Genomic DNA, 20,954 nt, shown 5'->3' with positions numbered 1-20,954 from the left:
GCCTTATAGAAGACCAGTCAAGTTATTTAAAGAAAATATATGAAGGAAGCAGTAGTACAATTAGTGCAGGAGGCGCAGGTGTTTGTCCGGGCTTTTTTTGCCAATCATGAACAGGAAAAAAGAGCCTATCATAACCTGGCACATACGCAGGCGGTAGTGGCCGCCGCTGAAGAGATCAGCAGTCATTACCAACTGGAAGACGCGGATTATGAAGTGGTGATGGTGGCCGCCTGGTTCCATGACGTGGGATATCATATCGACCCGGATCAGCATGAGCAGGCGGGAGCGGATGCAGCGGCTGCTTTTCTGGAAGCGCACGCGGTGGCTCCCGGACTAACGGATCAAGTGAAAGGCTGTATCCTGGCTACAAAGATTCCACAGCAGCCAAAGGGGTTACTGGAAGCTATTGTATGCGACGCCGACCTTTTTCATCTGGGTCGGGACCGTTTTAAAGAAATCAATGGTCTGATGTGCCAGGAAAAAGCTAAAGTGCTGGGCAAAGAACTGTCCAGGCAGCAGTGGCGGCTGGGCACCATTGCGTTTTTGGAATCTCATCATTATCATACGGATTATTGCCGGATGTTGCTAACGGATAAGAAGGCGGCTAATCTGGCCGCCCTTAAGAAAAAAGCAGCGGAGGTGGCCTCCCGGCAAAGCGGCGCTGAGGAGACAAAGGACGCCGTTTTGCCGGAGTCTGAACAGGGCCCTGCTTTGCCTGCCACCGCCGCCTCCCTGGCAGACACCGGTCACGAGAAACAGGAAAAGAAAAAAAACAAGGATAAAGAGAAGCTAAAAGAGAAGAAGGAAAAAAATGAAAGGCCCGATAAGGGCATTGAAACCATGTTCAGGGTAACGGCAGGCAATAACCAGAAACTCTCCAATATGGCGGACAATAAAGCGCATATTTTAATTTCTGTAAACTCCATTATTTTATCGGCCGTCATCAGCCTGCTGCTGCGTAAATTAGATGCCCACGAAGAATTAATTATTCCGACTTTTATTTTGATCACCATCAGCCTGATCACCATAATTTTTTCCATCCTATCCACCCGTCCGACCATTCCCAGAGGAACCTTTACGGAAAAAGATATCGAAGAGAAAAAAACAAACCTGCTTTTCTTCGGTAATTTTTATAAAATGAATCTCGAACAATATACAAAAGGGATGTGGCAGGTGATGGATGACCGGGATTTCTTATATGGATCCCTGATCAAGGATGTCTACGCGCAGGGCGTGGTGCTGGGTAAGAAATACCGGTTACTCAGGACCGCATATAATGTGTTTATGTATGGACTGATTTTGTCTGTGATTGCCTATATGATTGGCGTAATGGTTTCTTAAACCGGATATGAATGAGCATGAAATCCAAGGGTAAATTTACATATTTTGACAGAGATTTAAGCTGGCTTTCTTTTAATGAACGGATTTTAATGGAAGCCGGCAGACCCGGTGTACCGGTAGGAGAGAAACTGAGTTTTCTGGGTATTTTTTCTTCTAATCTGGATGAGTTCTACCGGGTCAGGATGCCGGCCATTCTGGCCTTAAAACACCTGGACGTCCGGGAAGAGACCTTCAGCGGGCAGCAGCACCTGCAACAGACTTCCCCTGCAATAAGTGCGCAAAAAGAGCCGCCTGAAGATATAAAGGAAGTAAAACCGCCGCATAACCAGGCCGTGCCCCAGCCGCCGACGCTACCTAGCAGCGCCTGCGCTACCGCGGAGCTGCTAGGGCAGGTACGCAGCATGATCGACGGACTGCAAAACAGATTCGGGCTGATGCTGCTGACAGATATCTTACCGGATCTGCGCATGGCTGGCATTGATTATAAATATAACGCCAGGCTGCCTGAAAATATTGATCCCAGGATCCAGGCCCGTTTTTTTGAAAAGGTGGCAGCGCACCTCACCATGGTCTGGCTGGCCGACCAGCCCGGCCGGGAGGCTAATACCGGCAACCGTCCGGAAAAAAAGCTAAGGGCCAGGTTTTTTCCGGAAAATGATCAGATCTATTTACTGGTACCCGGCATACTTCGCGGGGCGGCTGGACTGGGGATTATCCGGATACCTGCCCTGGACTGCGGGCGTTTTGTCAGTCTGGAAAATAAACAGGGGCTGACCACCACCGATGTATGGATGCTGGATGATATTATCCGCATGCATATCCCGACTATATTCAGCGCCGATTTTATTTATGAAGGCAGTTACAGCTTTAAACTCAGCCGGGACGCTGACGTGGATTATAAAGATGAGTATGGAAAAGATCTGGCCAGCTTTATTCAGCGTCAGATCGGAAAAAGAAATTACGGACTGGCGACCCGTCTTTTATATGACACCCAAATGCCCAAAGATATACTGGGGCGCTTAACAGAGGTACTCAACTGCCCTCAATCGGCGCTTGTGCGTGGCGGCCGTTACCATAACTTAAAAGATTTAATGTCTTTTCCCATAAAAGGACATCATTACCAAAAATGGCCGGTCCTTAGGCCGGACTATGCGCTGTATGACGGCGGCAGTATCTTAGATGGCCTGCTGACCCGCATTGAGCAAAACGATCTTTTACTCAGCACACCCTATCAGGACTATAGCGCCGTGCTGCGGTTTTTTAATGAGGCGGCCATCAGACCGGAAGTGTCAGAGATTGCGGTGACCCTGTACCGGATTGCCAGTGATTCCCTAATCGCCCATGCGCTGATGACGGCCGCTCAGAACGGCAAGCAGGTAACGGTATTTGTGGAACTCAAAGCCCGGTTCGACGAAGCCAATAATATCAAATGGGCCCGCAAACTGAAGGCCGCCGGTGTCAGAATTGTTTATAGCATCTGGGCCTTAAAAGTGCATGCAAAAGTGGCGCTGGTAAAACGCAGGGTGCCGGGCGCTGCCCTGAAATACTGCGGGGTGGTGGCAACGGGCAATTTTAATGAAAACACTGCCGGCGTTTATGCAGATCATATTCTGATGACTTCCGATAAACAGATTACGGCAGACATCGAAACGCTGATGCTCTTCCTGGAGAAAAGAGCTACGCCGGAAGGCTATCAGTTTTTTAAACCCCAGCGTTTGCTGATTGCAGGGTTTAATCTGAAAGCGGCTTTTTTATCTGAGATAGGGCGTTGCAAGCAGGCGGCCCTGAAGGGACTACCTGCCGCAATTACCATTAAACTCAACAATCTGGAAGAACAGTCCCTGATAGACGCTTTATATGAAGCGTCAGGGGCAGGCGTTAAAATCCGGATGATGGTTCGAAGCATTTGCCGGTTAATTCCCGGCAAACCCGGTCTTAGTGAAAACATCGAAGTCTACCGGCTGGTGGACAGATACCTGGAGCACAGTCGTGTCTTTATTTTTGAAGCCGCGGGTGAGCAAAGCCTGTATATCGGATCAGCGGACTGGATGAACCGCAATATTTACAGAAGAATTGAAGTCTGTTGTCCTGTCCTGGATGAGCAACTGGCCAGGTCCATCAAAGACATGGTGGAGCTGCAATTTGAAGATGAGCTCCACCTGGTCCGGTTTTCGGCAGAGATGACCAATGAATGGGTGATCTCCGAACAGCAAAGAGCTGATTTTATAGACGATCCGCAGACTGCTGAAAAAAATAGAGCCGCACAGCTGGAAACTTATCAATACCTGAAAAACCTGCAGCAGGCGCCTGAAAAGGAAAGGTAGTGATGCTTTGTTCTTCAGGCCGTTTTTTTAAAATAAAAAAAAATGAAAATATTATCTATACTATCCGCTGTTATCACGCTTGGCAGTTCTCTGAGCCTGCCGGTGGTGATGGCGAGCTGCCGGTCCGGGCAGCCCGGTCGCCAGGCGGATAGCACGGTCCTTACGGCTACCCAGCATAGTACGGCGCCTGAGAGCGCCGCTGCTCAAAATGATTTTGCTTACCGCCTCAGCCAGCCCACGGCTGTTTATCAGTTGCCGGAAGAGCTGAGGGAAGTCTCAGGGATCCGGTTTTTACAATCAGACAGCCTGCATATATATGCAGAGCAGGATGAGAAGGGAAGGCTTTACCAACTGGCGCCGGGAGACAAACAAGCAAATTATGTTGATTTTGGGAAAGACGGAGATTATGAAGACCTGGTCTTTTTAGGCGGGAAAGCCATTTTTTTACGGTCTGACGGGGATCTGTTCAGTATTGATCTGCCTGCTTCTTTTACGGCGACACCGACTAAGACGGTGGAAGTACAGCATATTCACCGCCTGGTCCCCAAGGGAGAATATGAAGGGTTGTATGCCGATACGGCCACTAGTCAGCTTTATATGCTCTGCAAGCAGTGTGCAAAGGAGGATCATAAAAAATCGACTTCTGTTTACCGGCTGGACTTAAACGGCGGTAAATGGGTAAGGGGCGCCTCTTTCCAGGTGGACGTGACCCGGATCAGTGAAATGGCTTATGCCCGGCAGACCAAGCAAAAGGGCAAAAAGAAAAAACACGAGCCTGCTACAATCAATTTTAAGCCTTCTGCTATTTGCAGAAATCCTGCCACCGGCGAGTGGTATTTATTATCCTCCATCAATAAAATGCTCGTGGTAACGGGCAGCGACTGGCAGGTGAAATCCGTGCAGCCCTTACCGCCGGGGTTGTATCCGCAGCCCGAAGGCATGTGTTTTGATAAGGACGGTAATCTGTATATATCCAATGAAGGACAAAGCCCGGGCGGAGCCACTCTGTTGAAATTTACACCGGTGTCCTAGCAGCTAAGCTATATGGGCAGGTGAAGCGGAGCTATAAAGAAGGTGAATCATTGTAAAGAAGGGTTGCAGAACAGAAATCAAACGGCGTATGCTAATTAAATTTACTCATCTTATCCAAATTGTCAAGTGCTCTTTAAGGCGTCCCGGAGCACTGACTATCCTTTTGGCAATCCTGCTTGCAGGACCCTTAAGATCCCGGGCGCAGTCTTTGGTTCAGTCCGCTAGGCCAGCCGCACCTAAAAGGCCTGCGGCAGACACCACTGTTGTAGCCAGAATAATAGCGCTTGGAGGCAGTGCGAAAAAACAGCCTACGGATCAGCTTCGTCAGGTGGTGGCAGCCGCCGCAGGCCAGGTGCTGGCCGGGAAAACAACCGTTTTGTATCTGGGGGACAATCTGCCGCCTAGTGGGCTGGGCAGTTCTGAGGAGGCGCAAAGTCAGGCGGCCGCTTTGTTAAAAGAAAAATACCAGCCTTTTATAGCGCAGGGTGTGCCGGTCTATTTTATGCCCGGAGAAAAAGACTGGGATAACAGCGGACCGCAGGGGCTGGTGAAGATTAACCGGTCCGGTGCTTTTATCCGGTCTTTAGGCGATAGTCTGGTAAGACAGGTGCCGGAAAACGGCTGCCCCGACCCACAGCTCATCCAAATATCGGATCAGCTGGTCGTTATTGTCATGGACTCCCAGTGGTGGCTGCATGTATTTGATAAAGACAACAAAGGCGCAGACTGCGGCTGCTTAAATGAAAGGGATATTGTCAGCTCGCTGAGGGAACTTTTATACCAGAACCGTTATAAAACCATTATTCTGGCCACGCATCATCCTTTCCGTGATTATGGTCATTATAACGGCGATTTTACTGTAAAGGATCATATTTTTCCGCTGACCCGTCTGCAAAAGGACTTATATCTGCCACTGCCGGTAATAGGCAGTTTATATCTTGGCCTGAACAGCGTTTTTCAGACGCCGCAGCAGCTGCATCATCCCTTGTATCAGGGGATGCGCTCCATGGTCTCTAAAGTCTTTACAGGCTTCCCCAACCTGATGCAACTCTCCGCCCATGAAGGAGGACTGCAGGTCATTGGAGGGGACGGCCATACTTCTGAAGATAAGCAGCCGTTGCAGATCATCAGTGCAGGGCTGCAGGGAGGGCAGGGCACCGCACTAAGTGGCAAAATGAGCCAGTTTCATGTAAATGAACCCGGTTTTGTGTTGCTGGACCAGCTGGCAGACGGAAGGGTGGTGATTAAAATAGAAGCCGGTAATCAAATCGGCGGCTTCCCGGAGGTTTTTCGTTATGTCTTCACCCCAAAACCCTACCAGGCAGTGGAACAGCGGCAGTCCTTAAAGATTGCCGCAGATAGCATGATGGCAGCGCCGCACGCCGCTTACAATAAGGTGTCGGGCATGCATAAATGGCTCTTTGGTAAAAATTACCGGGAGGGGTGGGCGCTCCCGGTAAAGCTTCCGGTACTTCGGGTCTCCGATATCCACGGCGGCCTGCAGCCCCTGAAGCTGGGCGGCGGCTTCCAATCCACTTCTCTTCGCATGGCGGATCCTGAGGGCCGGCAATATACCCTCAGAAGTGTAGAGAAGAGCTCCGATTTGATTACCCCCGAAGCCTTCCAGGGTACTTTTGTAAAAGACTGGCTGGATGACGCCACCAGTGCCCAGCATCCTTACGGTGCCCTGGTGGTTCCGCCGCTGGCAGAAGCGGTAGGCGTGCTGCATGCTAGTCCTGTAGTAGGCGTGGTGGCACCCGATACGGCTCTTGGTGCTTACGGAAGATTATTTGAAGGAAAGGTAACGCTTCTGGAAGAGCGGGAACCCGCAGGTAATACGGATAATACCCTGGAGACCCTGGATAAATTACAGGAAGATAATGACAATGATTTTGACGGCGAAGGGTTTTTAAGAGCCCGGGGACTGGATTACCTGCTGGCTGACTGGGACCGCCATGAGGATCAATGGCGTTTTCAGAAAACCGGCAAAAAAGGAAAGCCGAAGTATTACAGAGCCGTTCCAAGAGACAGGGATATGGCGCTCAATGTGACCCAGGGCTTCATTGCTGATATCGCCAAAAGGCTGATACTGATGCCCCGTGTATTTGGCTTTAGCTATAAAAATCCCATGCGCGGCAGCAATTATTATTTTTATAAATCAGATTTTTTGGATGCACATCCCAGTTTTCAGATTGGATTTGACAGGTGGCACCAGATTGCCGAGGCGCAGCAGGCAAAGCTGACGGACGCCCTGCTTGACAGCGCGCTGCATAGGATTCCGGCGCCCGTGCTGGCCTTAAAGCATGATCAGTTACTAAGCCAGCTTAAAGCCAGAAGAGACCACCTGGCAGCTGCCATGGATAAATATTATGCGCTGAGTAATAAATTCGTGGATATTCATGCCAGTGATAAGAATGAATGGATCTCCATAAAGGATGCGCCGGATGAAAATGCGCTGGATATTGTCATGCAGAAAATCAGTAAAAAAGGCAATATCCAGGATACTTTAATGTACAAGCGCTACCCCAGAAAGGATACCCGGGAAATCCGGCTTTATTTAGGAAAGGGCGATGACAGCGTTTTTATTGACAACCCAAACAGTACGGTCCGCTTACGTCTGATCGGAGGCAAAGGACATAAATATTACGATGTGGCCGCTTCCAGAAACCGGATCCGGGTCTATGATCATCAAAAGGAAAAGTATTTCGGAGAGGATAAAGACCAGTTAAAAGTTTCCGTAAATCCCGACAGCACGCAGACAGCTTTTATGACCACCAACCGGTATAATACCGTTCTGCCACTGGTTACCGGTGGTTATAATGCGGATGATAAGCTCAGTATCGGGGTGGGCGCTAAATTTATCCTGCAAAACGGATTCAGAAAAACGCCTTACAGCTCTACGCATCAGATAATGATCCGCCATTCCTTTGCGACCAAGGCCTACCGCATCGCTTACAGCGGTGTCTGGAAATCCGTTATCGGTAAGGCTGATCTGGTGGCTGATCTGGATGTTAATGCGCCTAATAATACGCAGAATTATTTTGGCCGTGGCAACCAAACGGTGATGCAAAAATTTGAGGGTTATGAAAAATATTACCGTACCAGATTTACCACGGTCAATCTCTTTACCGGCCTCCATTGGAACTTTAATAAAAAAGATTTACTGCAGGTAGGCCCCGGATTCGAATATTATCATATGGATCCTGCTGATAACAGCGGCCGTTTTGTGGAGGTAAATCCAGGCATGATCGGCAGTTATGACAGTGCGACCCTTTTTAAAGATAAGCTGCATGCCGGCCTGAGAGCAGTCTATGAAATGGATCATCGAAACAACAGTGTGCTGCCCCAGTGGGGCGTCTATGCCAGGGTAGAGTTAAAGGCTTATAAAGGGCTCAATGATTTATCCCGTAACTTTGCCCAGCTGCTTCCCCAGCTGGCCGTCTATAAACCGCTGGATAACCGTAAATCGCTTATTTTAAGTGACCGGATCGGTGGCGGACTAAGCGTCGGGCAGACAGCGTTTTATCAATCCGTCTTTATAGGAGGGGAGGGTAGTTTACTGGGATATCGTAAATACAGGTTTGCCGGGCAGCAGGCACTTTATAATAACCTGGAGCTGCGCTGGTCGCTGATGGATTTTGGGAACTACATTATTAAAGGGGAGTTCGGGCTTACAGGATTCTTTGATGTCGGCAGGGTCTGGCAAAGCGCTCAGCGTTCGTCCAAATGGCATAACGGCACGGGCGGCGGGATTTATTTTGCGCCGGCCGGCCTTACGGTGTTTAAGTTCGTCATGGGACACTCAGCCGAAGGGTGGTATCCTTATTTTACCATGGGACTCAGATTTTAAAAAAACAGGGTCTATAGACAGACGGGCCACAGCTGCATGCTTTACCCGTAATTATACATTAAAACGATTCGGATGAAAGCCGAAATAATATATTTAAGTGATCAGAGAAGCGCCGGCGCTTCCCCGGAGACCGTACTGTCTCTGGGGCGGTTTGCCGCTTTTATCAGAGAAAGGGTGCAGCAGGAAAAAGGGGCAAAAGTTCGCTTTTTCGAATATATGCTGGAGCAGATGGCTTTATATCCTGAACTGGAAAAAGAAATTCCACTGGAAAAGATCGTGGAGTATAAAGACATTCTTGAATTTATTCAGCTGGCCCTGTTGCCGCCTGTCACGGATGAAAATGACAAGTACTGGGCCCTCAGTCTGCCTTTCTCCCCGGTAATTTTTTACGGCACGAGGGCTATCTATCATTTTCTGACAGATAAAGAGGGCTTTTTAAGGGGCAGTATTATTCATTCCATGACGCAGGAGGAAAAGGTCCGGCATCTGCAGTCTATTTGTTATACGCTGGCGCTGGACCGGTTATATCAGAAAAAGCTGCCCGTGAAACTTGAAGTCTATCAGTATCTGTCAGCCGGTGTGGATAATCTGCAAAGGGCTTATAAGGTGCAGTTTGATTCCAGTTTTGTGGAGGTCCGTTTTTCAGGCGCTACGTTACCCGATCTGAATCTGGAGCTGATTGAAGTCCATGACAACCTGATCACCCAGGAGGGGTTGCAGCTGCTTCAGGAAGCGCTTCCCCTGGAACTTATTCGGTTTGAAGGTTTTAGTGTGGTCCAGGTCAGTGACGTGACTGCAAAAAGGGCTATTGAAAATATTAAGAACAGCATCGTAAACCTGAAGCCCGGCGTTATGGTGTATGACGAAGTAGCAGAGGCCATTAAGTCTTTAATAGGCAGCTCTCATGTAATCATCCGGCTGATACCCATGCTCAGGGTTAATAACCGGATGGTACTGGATGATGTGGGCAATATGGGTAAACAGCTACGTGAAATCTGTACCAAAAATAATGTAAGGGAAAAGGTATATCTGGAGGCGGTGGAACGCTTTTTCAAACACCCGGAAATGGTGCTGGATACGGACGTCCGGGAAGCAACGGCGCCTGCCGAAGCCAGGGAGATGTACCGGATGATGGAAAATATGGGGGTGAAAGGACTGATGATTCAGCCGGTTTATTTTAATAAACAGCTGGTTGGGATTTTTGAAGTCTTCGCACAGCAAAAAGGTATTGTAGTCCCTGATTTAATGACGACGGTTGATCCGGTGATCCCACTACTGGAGCAGCTGTTTCAGGCCCATATCGATGACTTTGACGCGTCACTGGATAAAGTGGTCAAAGACCGGTTTACTTCTCTGCAGCCTTCCGTTCAATGGGCCTTTACGGAGGCCGCCTGGCAGTTTTTACAAAAAAGAAAACTCGATAAAAAGGCGCAGATCGGCCGGATCCGTTTTGAAGAAGTGTATCCTTTATATGGCGCGATAGATGTCCGAAATTCTACGATTCAAAGAAACCTGGCACTCAAGCAGGATCTGCATAAACAACTCAATTTACTGGTAGAGCTGCTTCAACAGCTTAAAAAAGTTCATTTTCTGACCATTATTGATGAGATGATTTTTAAATCCAGGGGGCTGATTCAACAGATCGACCAGCAGTTCGGAACCGATGAGCAGTATGAAATCTCCCAGTTCCTGGAATCTGAAATCGTGGCTTTTTTACTGCATTATCATGAAAATTATAAGGCCGCGGAGCCGCTGATCAACCAGTATTATATGGATGCGGGCCCCGGAGGATTTGCCTATCAGAACAGAGACGATCTGGAACAGTCTTTGGGGCTGCTCAATGCCACGATCGGCAGTCTGCTGGACAGGATGAATGATGAGATCCAGATGGAGTATCCCTGCTATTTTGAGAAGTTCCGCTCCGATGGGGTGGAATATGATATCTATATCGGGCAGTCCATTACCCCCGAACGCTCCTTTGATCCCATGTATCTGAGAAACCTGAGGCTCTGGCAGCTGACCTCCATGGCGCTCGTGGCCAGGCTGACCAGGGCGCTGATTCCGCAGATGAAAAAAAGACTGGAAACGACCCAGTTGATTTTTATTCATGCAGGGACCATTGATATAGAATTCAGAAATGACGAGCACCGTTTTGACGTGGAAGGTGCTTATAATATCCGCTATGAAATTATTAAAAAGCGGATCGATAAAGTGCATTTAAAAGATTCGGAGGAAAGGCTGACGCAACCCGGTAAAATAGCGCTTGTCTATTTTCAGCCACGTGATATTGAGGAGTATTTAGGGTATATCCGTTATCTGCAGCAGCAAAATGTGCTGCTGGATGATTTAGAGTATCTGGAGCTGGAAGAACTGCAAGGGGTGGCCGGACTCAAGGCGCTTAGAATTGGCGTTAATATGGAGACCGAGGATATGGAAGCCTAGCTGATGTTGTTGTCAGCACACCCTGGATGAAATCTGTTACGGACGCCATAAAGATTAACAGGCTGATGACGGGTTGCGGATTAAATTCGGCTTACCTTTAGGTCAGCAATTTTTCCTTTTTAAACCGTAAACCTAAGGACTCCGTGCATACCATTGAACCATTCTTTAACTGGCGGTATCTGTATGAATCAGAAAATGACGAACGCTCTCCGTTTTACGGCAGGACTTATAGTGAGTTTGAATTTACAGACGCTATATACAATTATTATATTCATCCGCAATGGGATAATTTCGGGAGTTCGACCTTATTTTGCAAAATCATCTATGCCGATTATGACATGCAGTTTGCGGTGATTGAACTGATTGGAGAATGGAATGACGCCATTGAAAATGATGTAATGACCCTTCGCTATAATCTGACTGATTTTTTATTTGATCAGGGCATTACCCATTTTATTCTGATTGGCGAGAATATCCTGAATTTTCACGGCAGTGATCAGGAGTATTATGAACAGTGGTATGAAGAAATCAGTGAGGCCGAAGGCTGGGTGGTGATCCTGAATATGCCGGAGCAGTCCCAGGCAGAATTCAAAAAATACAAGCTACAGTATTATGTGGAACTGATGCAGCTGGAAGACTGGCGGGTATATAAACCGCATCATCTGTTCCAGAAAATTGACAGAATAATTACCGCCAGATTGCAATAGGCGTGTCCTGTATACACCAGGCCGTTCACTCGGGTGATTTTCCGCCACTAGGCAAGCGGAGGATTCTTCGGCTCTAAAGCGCGTTTTTTCTTTTTAGAGAGGACGATATATGCGATAATAACACCTGCCAGCATACACAAAGCGCCAATCATAAAATGAATGCCCGGGAAGATAAAAGGAGCTTTTTGCGAGGTGAAATAAGCGAAGCTGCCATTCATGATGATAGGCCCGATAATAGAGGTCAGGCTCATCAGACTGGTCAGCGATCCCTGCAGCTCACCTTGCTGGTTAGCGGGGACTTCCCCCGAAATAACGGCTTGCAGGGAAGGACCGCAGATGCCGCCCAGGCAATAAGGGATTAAAAATGCGAACATCATCCAGCCCTTACTGGCAAAAGAAAATAAAATAAGTCCCAGCACGTACAGGCTCAGTCCCAGATAGATGCTTTTATTGTTGCCTAGTTTAGGAACGATGATCCGGGTCAGTCCGCCCTGAACCGCACCCACCAGGATGCCTACAACGGCCAGGGAAATCCCGACCATTTTCTCAGACCAGTTAAAGCGGTAAATGGTAAAAAAGTTCCAGTTACTCTGCACGGCCTGGGCTCCCAGATAAATCAGGAAAAAACAGATCGCCAGCTCTCCGATTTCCGGATGGCGGGTTAAAAATCTTAAAGAACCGAACGGATTGGCTCTTTTCCAGTCAAATTCCCGTCTGTTCTCTTTGGGCAGGGATTCCGGCAGGAAAAAATATCCATAAATGCAGTTTAGAAGGCATAAAACGGCAGAGGCATAAAAGGGCGCTCTGATACCAAAATGGGAAAGCAGCGCGCCTAATGCCGGACCCAGTACAAACCCCAGCCCGAAGGCGGCGCCGATCAGGCCGAAGTTTTTGGCCCGGGTGGTACTATCCGGACTCACGTCGGCGATATAAGCGGAGGCGGTGGTAAAGCTGGCTCCGGTAACGCCTGCTACGACGCGTCCGAAAAACAGCAAGGCATAGGAGGGCGATACGGCCTGCACGATATAATCTATTCCAAAGCCCAGCAGGGAGAGTAACAATATGGGCCTTCTGCCATATTTATCGCTCAGGTTACCGATAATGGGGGCGCACAGGAACTGGACCACGGCAAAAGCGCTCAGTAAATAGGCGCCATAGGTGCTGGCCTCGTTAACGGCGATGTGTTTCAGCTCTGCAACAAGGTCTGCTATAACCGGAATAATGAGTCCCCAGCCCATACAGTCAATGAGCAGGGTAACGAAGATAAAACCAATGGCGGATTTTTTCGACAGGGGCATAAAGATGTATTGAGTCTACAAATTTAAGAAACCTGTTTTTAAATTGCCAAATAATTTGGAATTTTATTGACGGGTGGCCACTGCCGGCCTATTTAGGGATCCGGGGCTGCCCGTCAATAAAAAAGCGTTGAAAAGTATCCTCACTCGGTACTTTCCAACGCTGTTTCCTTATCCGTTTTCAGCTGAGGAGCCGGGTCTGCTTATTTGCTGGCCACCTGTTCCTCATTTCTGAAGACGACGATACCGTCAAATACATCCACCAGTACGGGATGATCCCTGTCGATTTCTCCGGCCAGTATTTTCTTACTGAGCGGATTGACAATGGCTTTCTGGATGAACCTTTTTAAAGGCCGGGCGCCGAACTGTATGTCATAGCCGTTTTCACTCAGGTAATCCATGACGTAATCGCTGAAATCTATATGAATGCCACCCTGGGCAATCTGGCGTTTTAATTGTCTGAGCTGGATATTGATGATGTTTTTGATTTCCTTTTTCAGTAAAGGATGGAACATGACAATTTCATCAATACGGTTTAAGAACTCCGGCCGGATGGTTTCCTTTAAGAGATTCATGACCTCATCCTTGGCGACCTGCTCTGCTTTATCAATGTCGTCCTGATGATTTTCAAATGCATCCATGATTAAATGACTGCCGATATTGCTGGTCATGATAATGATGGTGTTTTTAAAATTCACCGTGCGGCCTTTATTATCTGTTAAATGACCATCATCCAGTACCTGCAGCAGGATATTAAACACATCCGGATGTGCCTTTTCGATTTCATCAAATAAGACGACGCTGTAAGGTTTACGACGTACGGCCTCCGTTAATTGTCCGCCTTCTTCATAACCTACATAACCGGGAGGAGCACCTACCAGTCTGGAGACGCTGTGTTTTTCCTGGTATTCACTCATATCAATGCGGGTCATCATGGATTCGTCGTCAAATAAGAACTCCGCCAGGGCCTTGGCCAGTTCTGTTTTACCGACACCGGTTGTTCCCAGGAAGATAAAAGATCCGATGGGTCTTTTAGGGTCACCCAGGCCGGCCCGGCTTCTGCGGATCGCATCAGACACCGCGGTGATGGCCTCCTGTTGTCCGACCACTCTTTGGTGAAGATGATCTTCCAGATGTAATAGTTTATCCTTTTCGCTTTGCAGCATACGGCTAACGGGAATGCCTGTCGCCTTGGCTACGTTTTCGGCAATATCCTCAGCGTCTACTTCTTCTTTCAGTAAACGTTTCTCAGAGATATCCTGAAGTTCATGGTTGGTCTGGTCAATGATTTCCTGCTGTTCTTTTATTTTTCCATAGCGGATTTCAGCTACTTTACCATAATCCCCCTCTCTTTCTGCCTTTTCTGCTTCCAGCTTCAGCGAATCAATAGCCGCCTTGGCATTCTGCATTTTTTCAACGACCTCTTTTTCCTGCTGCCATTTAGCTTTATAGGTATCTCTTTCCACCATCAGATTGCCGATATTGGTATTGAGTTCCTTGAGCTTGGCCTGGTCGTTTTCTCTTTTAATGGCTTCTCTTTCGATTTCCAGCTGGCGGATTTTTCGTTCCAGCTCATCGAGCTCCTCCGGCATGGAGTTCATCTCCAGCCGCAGTTTGGCGGCACTCTCGTCAATCAGATCGATGGCCTTGTCAGGTAAAAAACGGTCGGTTATATAACGATTAGAGAGCTCGACGGCGGCAATGATGGCTTCATCCCTGATCAGGACATGATGGTGTGTTTCATAACGTTCCTTCAGTCCCCTTAAAATGGACACCGCATCTTCAATGGTTGGTTCATCCACCATTACTTTCTGGAACCGGCGCTCCAGCGCTTTGTCTTTTTCAAAGAATTTCTGGTACTCATTTAACGTAGTGGCGCCAATGGCTCTGAGATCACCTCTGGCCAGGGCCGGCTTTAAAATATTAGCGGCATCCATGGCGCCTTCTCCGCCTCCGGCGCCGACCAGCGTATGGATTTCATCAATAAACAAGATGATCTCCCCGTCACTGGTGGCGACGTCCTTGATAACGCCTTTAAGCCTTTCCTCAAACTCGCCCTTATATTTAGCGCCGGCAATCAACAGTCCCATATCCAGACTGTAGATAATCTTGGATTTAAGATTTTCAGGCACGTCGCCATTGATGATCCGGTGTGCAAGACCCTCCACGATGGCGGTTTTACCTACCCCGGGTTCTCCCACTAAAATTGGATTGTTCTTGGATCTTCTGGATAATATATGCAGGGTCCGGCGAATTTCTTCATCCCGGCCGATAACCGGATCCAGTTTGCCGGCCTGCGCCAGCTCATTGAGATTCTTTGCGTATTTTTTCAGGGAGCCGACTTCCTGGTTGGCCGTCTGGGAATTGACGGATCCGGCGCCCTGGCGTAAATCCTTGATGGCGGCCACCAGTCCCTTTTGTGTAAGCCCCGCGTCTTTTAGGATTTTAGCGGTATCATCACTGCCCTGCACCAGGGCCAGCAGTAAATGTTCCGGATTGATAAACTCATCGCCGAACTGACTGATATCTTTTGCGGCTCTGAGTAACGTGTTATTCATTTCGCGGCCGACCTGCTGGGCAGGCTCTCCGCTGGCAGCCTTGGGCAGCCTGCTGAGTGAATCTCTGATCTTTTGCTCGGTATAGGCAATATTGACATCGTTTTTCTTCAGCAGAAATTCAATGGCACTTTCCTTTTCGCCCAGCAGGGCCAGCAGGAGGTGATTGGTCTCAATATTTAAATCGCCGTTATTATAGGCGATTTGTTGAGCAGCCTGAATCAATTCCTGTGCTTTAATGGTATAATTATTTGGATTCATATATTATAAGTTTCTTTTTTTATGATAAGACTTGTTCAAAGAAAACTTGGTCAACCACTGATTCAAAGTTATAGCTTCTAATGCTAAACCTATTTTAAAGGTTGCAGCTGCCGGCAGTTTCCCTTCGGGATTTCCCTGTGGTGCCCTGGTGCGATCAGGCCCACTTCAAAAGAAATCCCACCCTGCACTCATAGCAAGAAATATACAAACCGGAAAAATGATGAGCATTACTGTTATATTGGCATAATTTATTGACCTTTACTGCCTTATCGTCATAAAACTTGCCCCCGAAGTGTAATTATGTCCTGAAAACCATGTGCATATTTTTGTAGCAGATGTTTGGCTTTTGCCGTAATTTTAAACGGGCGGAGTAAAGGGGACTGCCTGAGTAACAATCAGGTTGCAGAACCGCTTCTGCTGTAGCGGGGACAGCTGCGGTCCACCCGAGACTGAAGCAGGGGTTTACATAAAATTGATACTATTTTGGGAAATTTATATAATTCCGCCGTCATTATTAAACCTGTCGGGGCGCTGGCTATCCAACTGCCGTTCTGACGACAAGTAGTCCTGCCCGAATATTTATATTTGAATAAAAATAATATATTTAATTTATTATGCGTTCACTCTCTATGCTTTTAGGTGCCTGTTTTTTATTACTGGGTGTTTCCTGTAAAAGCAAGGCCAAAAAAAGCCATCAGGTCACCAATAATAGTTATCCGGTGATAATGGTAAAATCAGATACGGCGACTTTATATGCAGATTATCCAGGCACTATTCAGGGAATAGAAAACGTAGAAATCCGGCCTAAGATAGATGGATTCATATCCGGGATTTATGTGGACGAAGGAGCCAGTGTCACCAAAGGGCAGCTGCTTTTTAAAATTGATGCCCCGCAATATGAACAGGATGTAAGGACGGCCAAAGCCAATATCAATATTGCCAAAGCAGACGTCGATGCGGCGGTGATGAATGTCAATAAAGTGCAGCCACTGGTGGAAAAGGGCATTATCAGTGACTATGAACTTAAGTCTGCCAAATATACCCTGGAAGCAAAAAGAGCGGCGCTCTCCCAGGCAGAAGCTGCCTTGGAAAATGCCAGAATAAACCTGAGTTATACCTCTATTTACAGTCCGGTTACCGGGGTTATCGGCATGCTGCCTTTTAAAGTGGGTAGCCTGGTAGGCAGCTCCACTGCCACCGCGCTTACCACGGTCTCCAATATCTCGCAGATCTATTGTTATTTCTCTATCAACGAAAAGCAGGAGCTGGACTTTTTTGCCTCGGCCAAAGGAAATACCATCCAGGAGAAACTCTCCACGCTGCCGCCGGCGATGCTGGTGCTCGCCAACGGGAGTATTTTTTCTCACCGCGGTAAAATTGAATCGGCCAGCGGCTTTATCAATGCGCAGACCGGGGCCGTGAACCTGAGAGCCGTTTTTGCAAACCCCAACGGTATTATCCGCAACGGCAGCAGCGCGGTCGTTCGTGTTCCGACAACGATTGCTGATGCTATCTTAATTCCTCAGAAAGCCACCTATCAGATCCAGGGGGCTTTATTTGTTTATAAAGTGGATGCGGACAATAAAGTAAGCTCCGTTAGCGTCAGTGTGAACAGCGCTAATAATGGTAAGTTCTATGTGGTGAAAAGCGGCCTCAAGCCTGGTGACAGGATTGTGGCAGGGGGTATTGATAACCTGAGAGAAAACCTGGTGATTGAACCCAAGGTCGTGACCCTGGATCAGGCGGTCAATGATTGATAAATAATCCGTGCGGATAATCGCAAGATTTTTCTAAGGCAGGCGAGGATTTTAAAAATGTAAAGCAAAAAAATCTGGTGTTCTTTTATGTGGATGGGAGGCGCCAGAGATTCTTCATATTATGCTAAAGATATTTGTAAAAAGGCCGGTACTGGCAACCGTCATTTCTGTATTAATTGTAATACTGGGGATTATCGGTATCATTACGCTTCCTATCTCTCAATACCCGGATATTGCGCCGCCGACTATTTCTGTCCAGGCCAAGTATTCAGGGGCCAATGCGGATGTCGTTCTTAAAAGTGTGGTCGTACCTCTGGAGCAGCAGATTAACGGAGTGGAGAATATGGACTATATTACTTCCACGGCCGGTAATGACGGCTCTGCCAGCATTACCGTGAATTTTAAAATCGGCAGTGATCCGAATATTGCGGCGGTCAACGTACAAAACGCCGTTGCCAGGGCTACACCGCAACTGCCTCAGGAGGTAACCATCGCCGGGGTCACGGTTAAAAAAAGACAGACCAGTACCTTACTGGCCTTTTCCGTATACAGTGATAATCCTGCTTTTGACCAGACCTTTCTTCAGAACTATGCGGATATTAATATCGTTCCTATCATTAAACGTATCCAGGGAGTAGGGGATGCGTCTGCGTCCGGTTCCATGGATTATTCCATGCGTATCTGGCTGAATGCCCCCAAAATGGCCTCTTACGGACTGGTGCCAGCCGATATTACGGCTGCCCTTAAAGAACAGAATATTCAGGCCGCCCCTGGCCAGTTCGGGGAAAGCAGTAATCAGTCCTTTCAGTACGTGATTAAATACCCCGGAACGCTGACGGACACCAGCCAGTTTGGCGATATCGTCATTCGTAGTGATTTAAGAGGCAGGCTGCTCAGATTAAGGGATGTTGCCAGAATAGAGCTGGGTGCCTATAGTTACCTGCAGACTTCCTCTACCAACGGCCATCCGAGTGTTTCCATATACGTAAGTCAGGTGGCAGGTTCCAATGCCCGGGATGTGATCCGCCAAACCTTACAGGTGATGCAGGATGCAGAAAAATCTTTTCCCAAAGGTGTACACTTTGCCGTGCTTAAGAATGTGGATGAGTTCTTAACGGCTTCCATTGATAAGGTGGTCCATACTTTTATCGAAGCGTTTATATTGGTTTTCATCGTCGTCTTTATTTTTTTACAGGATTTCAGGTCTACGCTGATTCCTGCGATTTCCGTACCGGTGGCCATTATCGGTACCTTTTTCTTTTTAAAGCTTTTTGGCTTTACCATTAATTTGTTAACCTTATTTGCCCTGATCCTGGCCATCGGTATTGTGGTGGATGATGCCATTGTGGTGGTGGAGGCCGTCCATGCCAAGCTGGATGAGGGGTATAAATCGGGCAGAAAAGCCAGCATTGATGCCCTGGGAGAAATTTCCGGAGCGATTATCTCCATTACGCTGATCATGGCGGCTGTGTTTATTCCGGTTAGTTTTATCGGTGGTTCTGCCGGACTGTTCTATAAGCAGTTCGGTCTGACGCTGGCCATAGCCATTACGCTTTCGGCCATTAATGCGCTGACCTTGAGCCCTGCCCTTTGCGCCCTATTTTTAAAGGGACACCATAAGAAAAAAGCGCATAAGGGCTTTGTGCAAAGATTCTATACGGCTTTTAATGCTTCCTTTGAAAGGGTTACCGGACGCTATGTGCAGGCGATTTCTTTTTTTAACCGTAAAAAATGGATACCCGTTGGCATATTAGTTGTCTTTACGGCAGCCTTATATTTAATCAGCCGTACGACTCCCACCGGATTTGTTCCCAAAGAGGATCTAGGGTCACTTAACTGCGAAATTTCCCTGCCGCCGGCGGCTTCTTTGGAGCGTACGGGCATGGTGACCCGTAAGGTGGCCGCCATTGCCGCTACCATACCTGAAATCAGCAACGTGATGGCTGAGACCGGCCGCGGACGACTGGCGGGGTCGGGCAATAACTACGGTATGCTGGTCATGTCGCTGGTTCCCTGGAATAAAAGACACCGGGATGTAGATGAAATTATAGAAGAACTTTTTGCCAAGACCGCCGATATAAAAGATGCGGAAGTGAAATTCTATACCCCTGCCACGATCCAGGGGTTTGGTACCACCAGCGGTTTTTCTTTCCAGTTACAGGATAAGACCGGCGGAGATATCGCCCGTTTTTATAAAGTAAGCAAGGATTTTTTAAGTGATCTGAATCAGCGCCCCGAAATCCAGTATGCCAATACTTCCTTTAATCCGAACTTTCCGGAATATCTGATGAATGTCAATGTGCCGAAGGTCAAGGATGCCGGACTCTCACTAACAGATATAACAGGCGCCATGCAGGGTTATTTCGGGGGGATTTATGCTTCTAATTTTAATAAATTCGGGCAACAGTTTCGTGTAGTCGTACAGGCGGATCCAAAATACCGGATGACTCCTGAGAGCCTGAATGCTATTTTTGTCCGGACTAAATCCGGGCAGATGGTGCCTATTACAGAATTTGTTTCATTGTCCACTATTTATAGTGCGCAGACCATTACCCGTTTTAATCTGTTTAACTCAATTAGTGTGAATGGCTCCCCGGCAACAGGTTACAGCTCCGGCCAGGCCATTGCGGCTATTGAGCAGGTAGCTAAAGAAACACTGCCTCCTGGATTTAGTTATGAATATTCCGGTCTTTCCCGTGAAGAGCAGCATTCCGGCAGTCAGACCATTTATGTATTTATGCTTTGTCTGATTTTTGTTTACCTGTTATTGAGTGCGCAGTATGAGAGTTATATATTGCCGCTGTCCATTATACTGACCATTCCAATCGGCATGTTTGGCGCCTTTCTTTTTATTAAGCTGTTAGGCGTCAGTAATAATATTTATGTTCAGATCACCCTGATAATGCTGATCGGACTGCTTGCAAAAAACTCCATCTTAATTGTGGAGTATGCCGTGAAGCGCCGCAAGGCAGGCATGTCCATACGTGAGGCAGCGGTATCGGGAGCTAAAATGCGTTTAAGGCCGATTCTGATGACTTCCTTCGCCTTTATATTCGGACTTTTACCGCTGATGCTCACCACCGGTGCCGGCGCAAACGGGAATCATTCCATCGGCACCAGTGCGGTAGGCGGTATGTTAATCGGAACTGTCTTCGGTGTGTTTATTACGCCGGTCCTGTTTGTTATTTTCCAGGGCATTCAGGAAAAATTACGTAAAAATAAAGATGGGGACGAGGATGAGGAAGATGACGCGGCAGCGGCCTCTTCTAAAGCCTTGCTTTTAAAAGATCAGCCCCGTTCAGATACTTACGCAGGTCCCTCGGGTACGCAAAAGGGTTTGCAGCCGGGGTAGATTCAAGCAGTTGGATGACCTCCGGGCTATTAACCGGC

Annotated in this window: 10 protein-coding genes; 8 read left to right on the top strand and 2 right to left on the bottom strand. The window is 47.8% G+C overall.

What is annotated here, in order from left to right; all coding sequences use genetic code 11:
* Nucleotides 1-39 precede the first annotated feature (39 nt).
* The 6 genes from BLU80_RS05005 to BLU80_RS04980 all read left to right on the top strand — a co-directional run bounded on the left by BLU80_RS05005 (nucleotide 40) and on the right by BLU80_RS04980 (nucleotide 11,696).
* Nucleotides 40-1,341, top strand: coding sequence for a Pycsar system effector family protein (locus BLU80_RS05005; RefSeq protein ID WP_091394430.1), 1,302 nt, complete (start codon nucleotides 40-42; stop codon nucleotides 1,339-1,341).
* Between the two features lie 11 nt (nucleotides 1,342-1,352).
* Nucleotides 1,353-3,665 (top strand): polyphosphate kinase 1, encoded by a 2,313-nt coding sequence (gene ppk1 / locus BLU80_RS05000; protein ID WP_091394427.1) that lies wholly within the window; start codon nucleotides 1,353-1,355, stop codon nucleotides 3,663-3,665.
* A 42-nt stretch (nucleotides 3,666-3,707) separates the two neighbouring features.
* Nucleotides 3,708-4,697, top strand: coding sequence for an SdiA-regulated domain-containing protein (locus tag BLU80_RS04995; protein WP_091394423.1), 990 nt, complete (start codon nucleotides 3,708-3,710; stop codon nucleotides 4,695-4,697).
* Between the two features lie 88 nt (nucleotides 4,698-4,785).
* On the top strand, nucleotides 4,786-8,547 hold the full coding sequence (locus tag BLU80_RS04990; protein ID WP_091394420.1) for a BamA/TamA family outer membrane protein: 3,762 nt from the start codon (nucleotides 4,786-4,788) through the stop codon (nucleotides 8,545-8,547).
* Between the two features lie 72 nt (nucleotides 8,548-8,619).
* On the top strand, nucleotides 8,620-10,989 hold the full coding sequence (locus tag BLU80_RS04985) for a hypothetical protein (protein ID WP_091394416.1): 2,370 nt from the start codon (nucleotides 8,620-8,622) through the stop codon (nucleotides 10,987-10,989).
* A 143-nt stretch (nucleotides 10,990-11,132) separates the two neighbouring features.
* Nucleotides 11,133-11,696, top strand: coding sequence for a hypothetical protein (locus BLU80_RS04980; protein WP_091394413.1), 564 nt, complete (start codon nucleotides 11,133-11,135; stop codon nucleotides 11,694-11,696).
* A 47-nt stretch (nucleotides 11,697-11,743) separates the two neighbouring features.
* On the opposite strand, the gene BLU80_RS04975 is transcribed toward BLU80_RS04980, so the two are convergent.
* Together BLU80_RS04975 and clpB are read right to left on the bottom strand one after the other, a co-directional pair.
* Nucleotides 11,744-12,994, bottom strand: a complete 1,251-nt coding sequence (locus tag BLU80_RS04975; RefSeq protein WP_091394409.1) for a TCR/Tet family MFS transporter — start codon at nucleotides 12,992-12,994, stop codon at nucleotides 11,744-11,746.
* 200 nt (nucleotides 12,995-13,194) lie between these two features.
* On the bottom strand, nucleotides 13,195-15,807 hold the full coding sequence (clpB, locus tag BLU80_RS04970) for an ATP-dependent chaperone ClpB (RefSeq protein WP_091394406.1): 2,613 nt from the start codon (nucleotides 15,805-15,807) through the stop codon (nucleotides 13,195-13,197).
* A gap of 614 nt (nucleotides 15,808-16,421) precedes the next feature.
* Between clpB and BLU80_RS04965 the strand changes: the two genes are divergently transcribed.
* Nucleotides 16,422-17,564, top strand: a complete 1,143-nt coding sequence (locus BLU80_RS04965) for an efflux RND transporter periplasmic adaptor subunit (RefSeq protein WP_091394403.1) — start codon at nucleotides 16,422-16,424, stop codon at nucleotides 17,562-17,564.
* Between the two features lie 121 nt (nucleotides 17,565-17,685).
* Entirely contained in the window at nucleotides 17,686-20,916 is a 3,231-nt protein-coding gene (locus BLU80_RS04960; RefSeq protein ID WP_091394399.1) for an efflux RND transporter permease subunit, read from the top strand.
* The last annotated feature ends 38 nt before the right edge of the window (nucleotides 20,917-20,954 follow it).

This window comes from Arachidicoccus rhizosphaerae (assembly GCF_900107765.1).
GTDB classification, from domain to species: domain Bacteria; phylum Bacteroidota; class Bacteroidia; order Chitinophagales; family Chitinophagaceae; genus Arachidicoccus; species Arachidicoccus rhizosphaerae.
The sequence above is the reverse complement of the archived record's forward strand: the minus strand, read 5'-3'. Positions and strand labels throughout refer to the sequence as shown.

Coding starts and splice junctions, on each gene's coding strand:
- BLU80_RS05005 (WP_091394430.1), top strand. CDS start 40: ATGAAGGAAGCAGTAGTACAATTAGTGCAGGAGGCGCAGGTGTTTGTC.
- ppk1 (WP_091394427.1), top strand. CDS start 1,353: ATGAGCATGAAATCCAAGGGTAAATTTACATATTTTGACAGAGATTTA.
- BLU80_RS04995 (WP_091394423.1), top strand. CDS start 3,708: ATGAAAATATTATCTATACTATCCGCTGTTATCACGCTTGGCAGTTCT.
- BLU80_RS04990 (WP_091394420.1), top strand. CDS start 4,786: ATGCTAATTAAATTTACTCATCTTATCCAAATTGTCAAGTGCTCTTTA.
- BLU80_RS04985 (WP_091394416.1), top strand. CDS start 8,620: ATGAAAGCCGAAATAATATATTTAAGTGATCAGAGAAGCGCCGGCGCT.
- BLU80_RS04975 (WP_091394409.1), bottom strand. CDS start 12,994: ATGCCCCTGTCGAAAAAATCCGCCATTGGTTTTATCTTCGTTACCCTG.
- clpB (WP_091394406.1), bottom strand. CDS start 15,807: ATGAATCCAAATAATTATACCATTAAAGCACAGGAATTGATTCAGGCT.
- BLU80_RS04965 (WP_091394403.1), top strand. CDS start 16,422: ATGCGTTCACTCTCTATGCTTTTAGGTGCCTGTTTTTTATTACTGGGT.
- BLU80_RS04960 (WP_091394399.1), top strand. CDS start 17,686: ATGCTAAAGATATTTGTAAAAAGGCCGGTACTGGCAACCGTCATTTCT.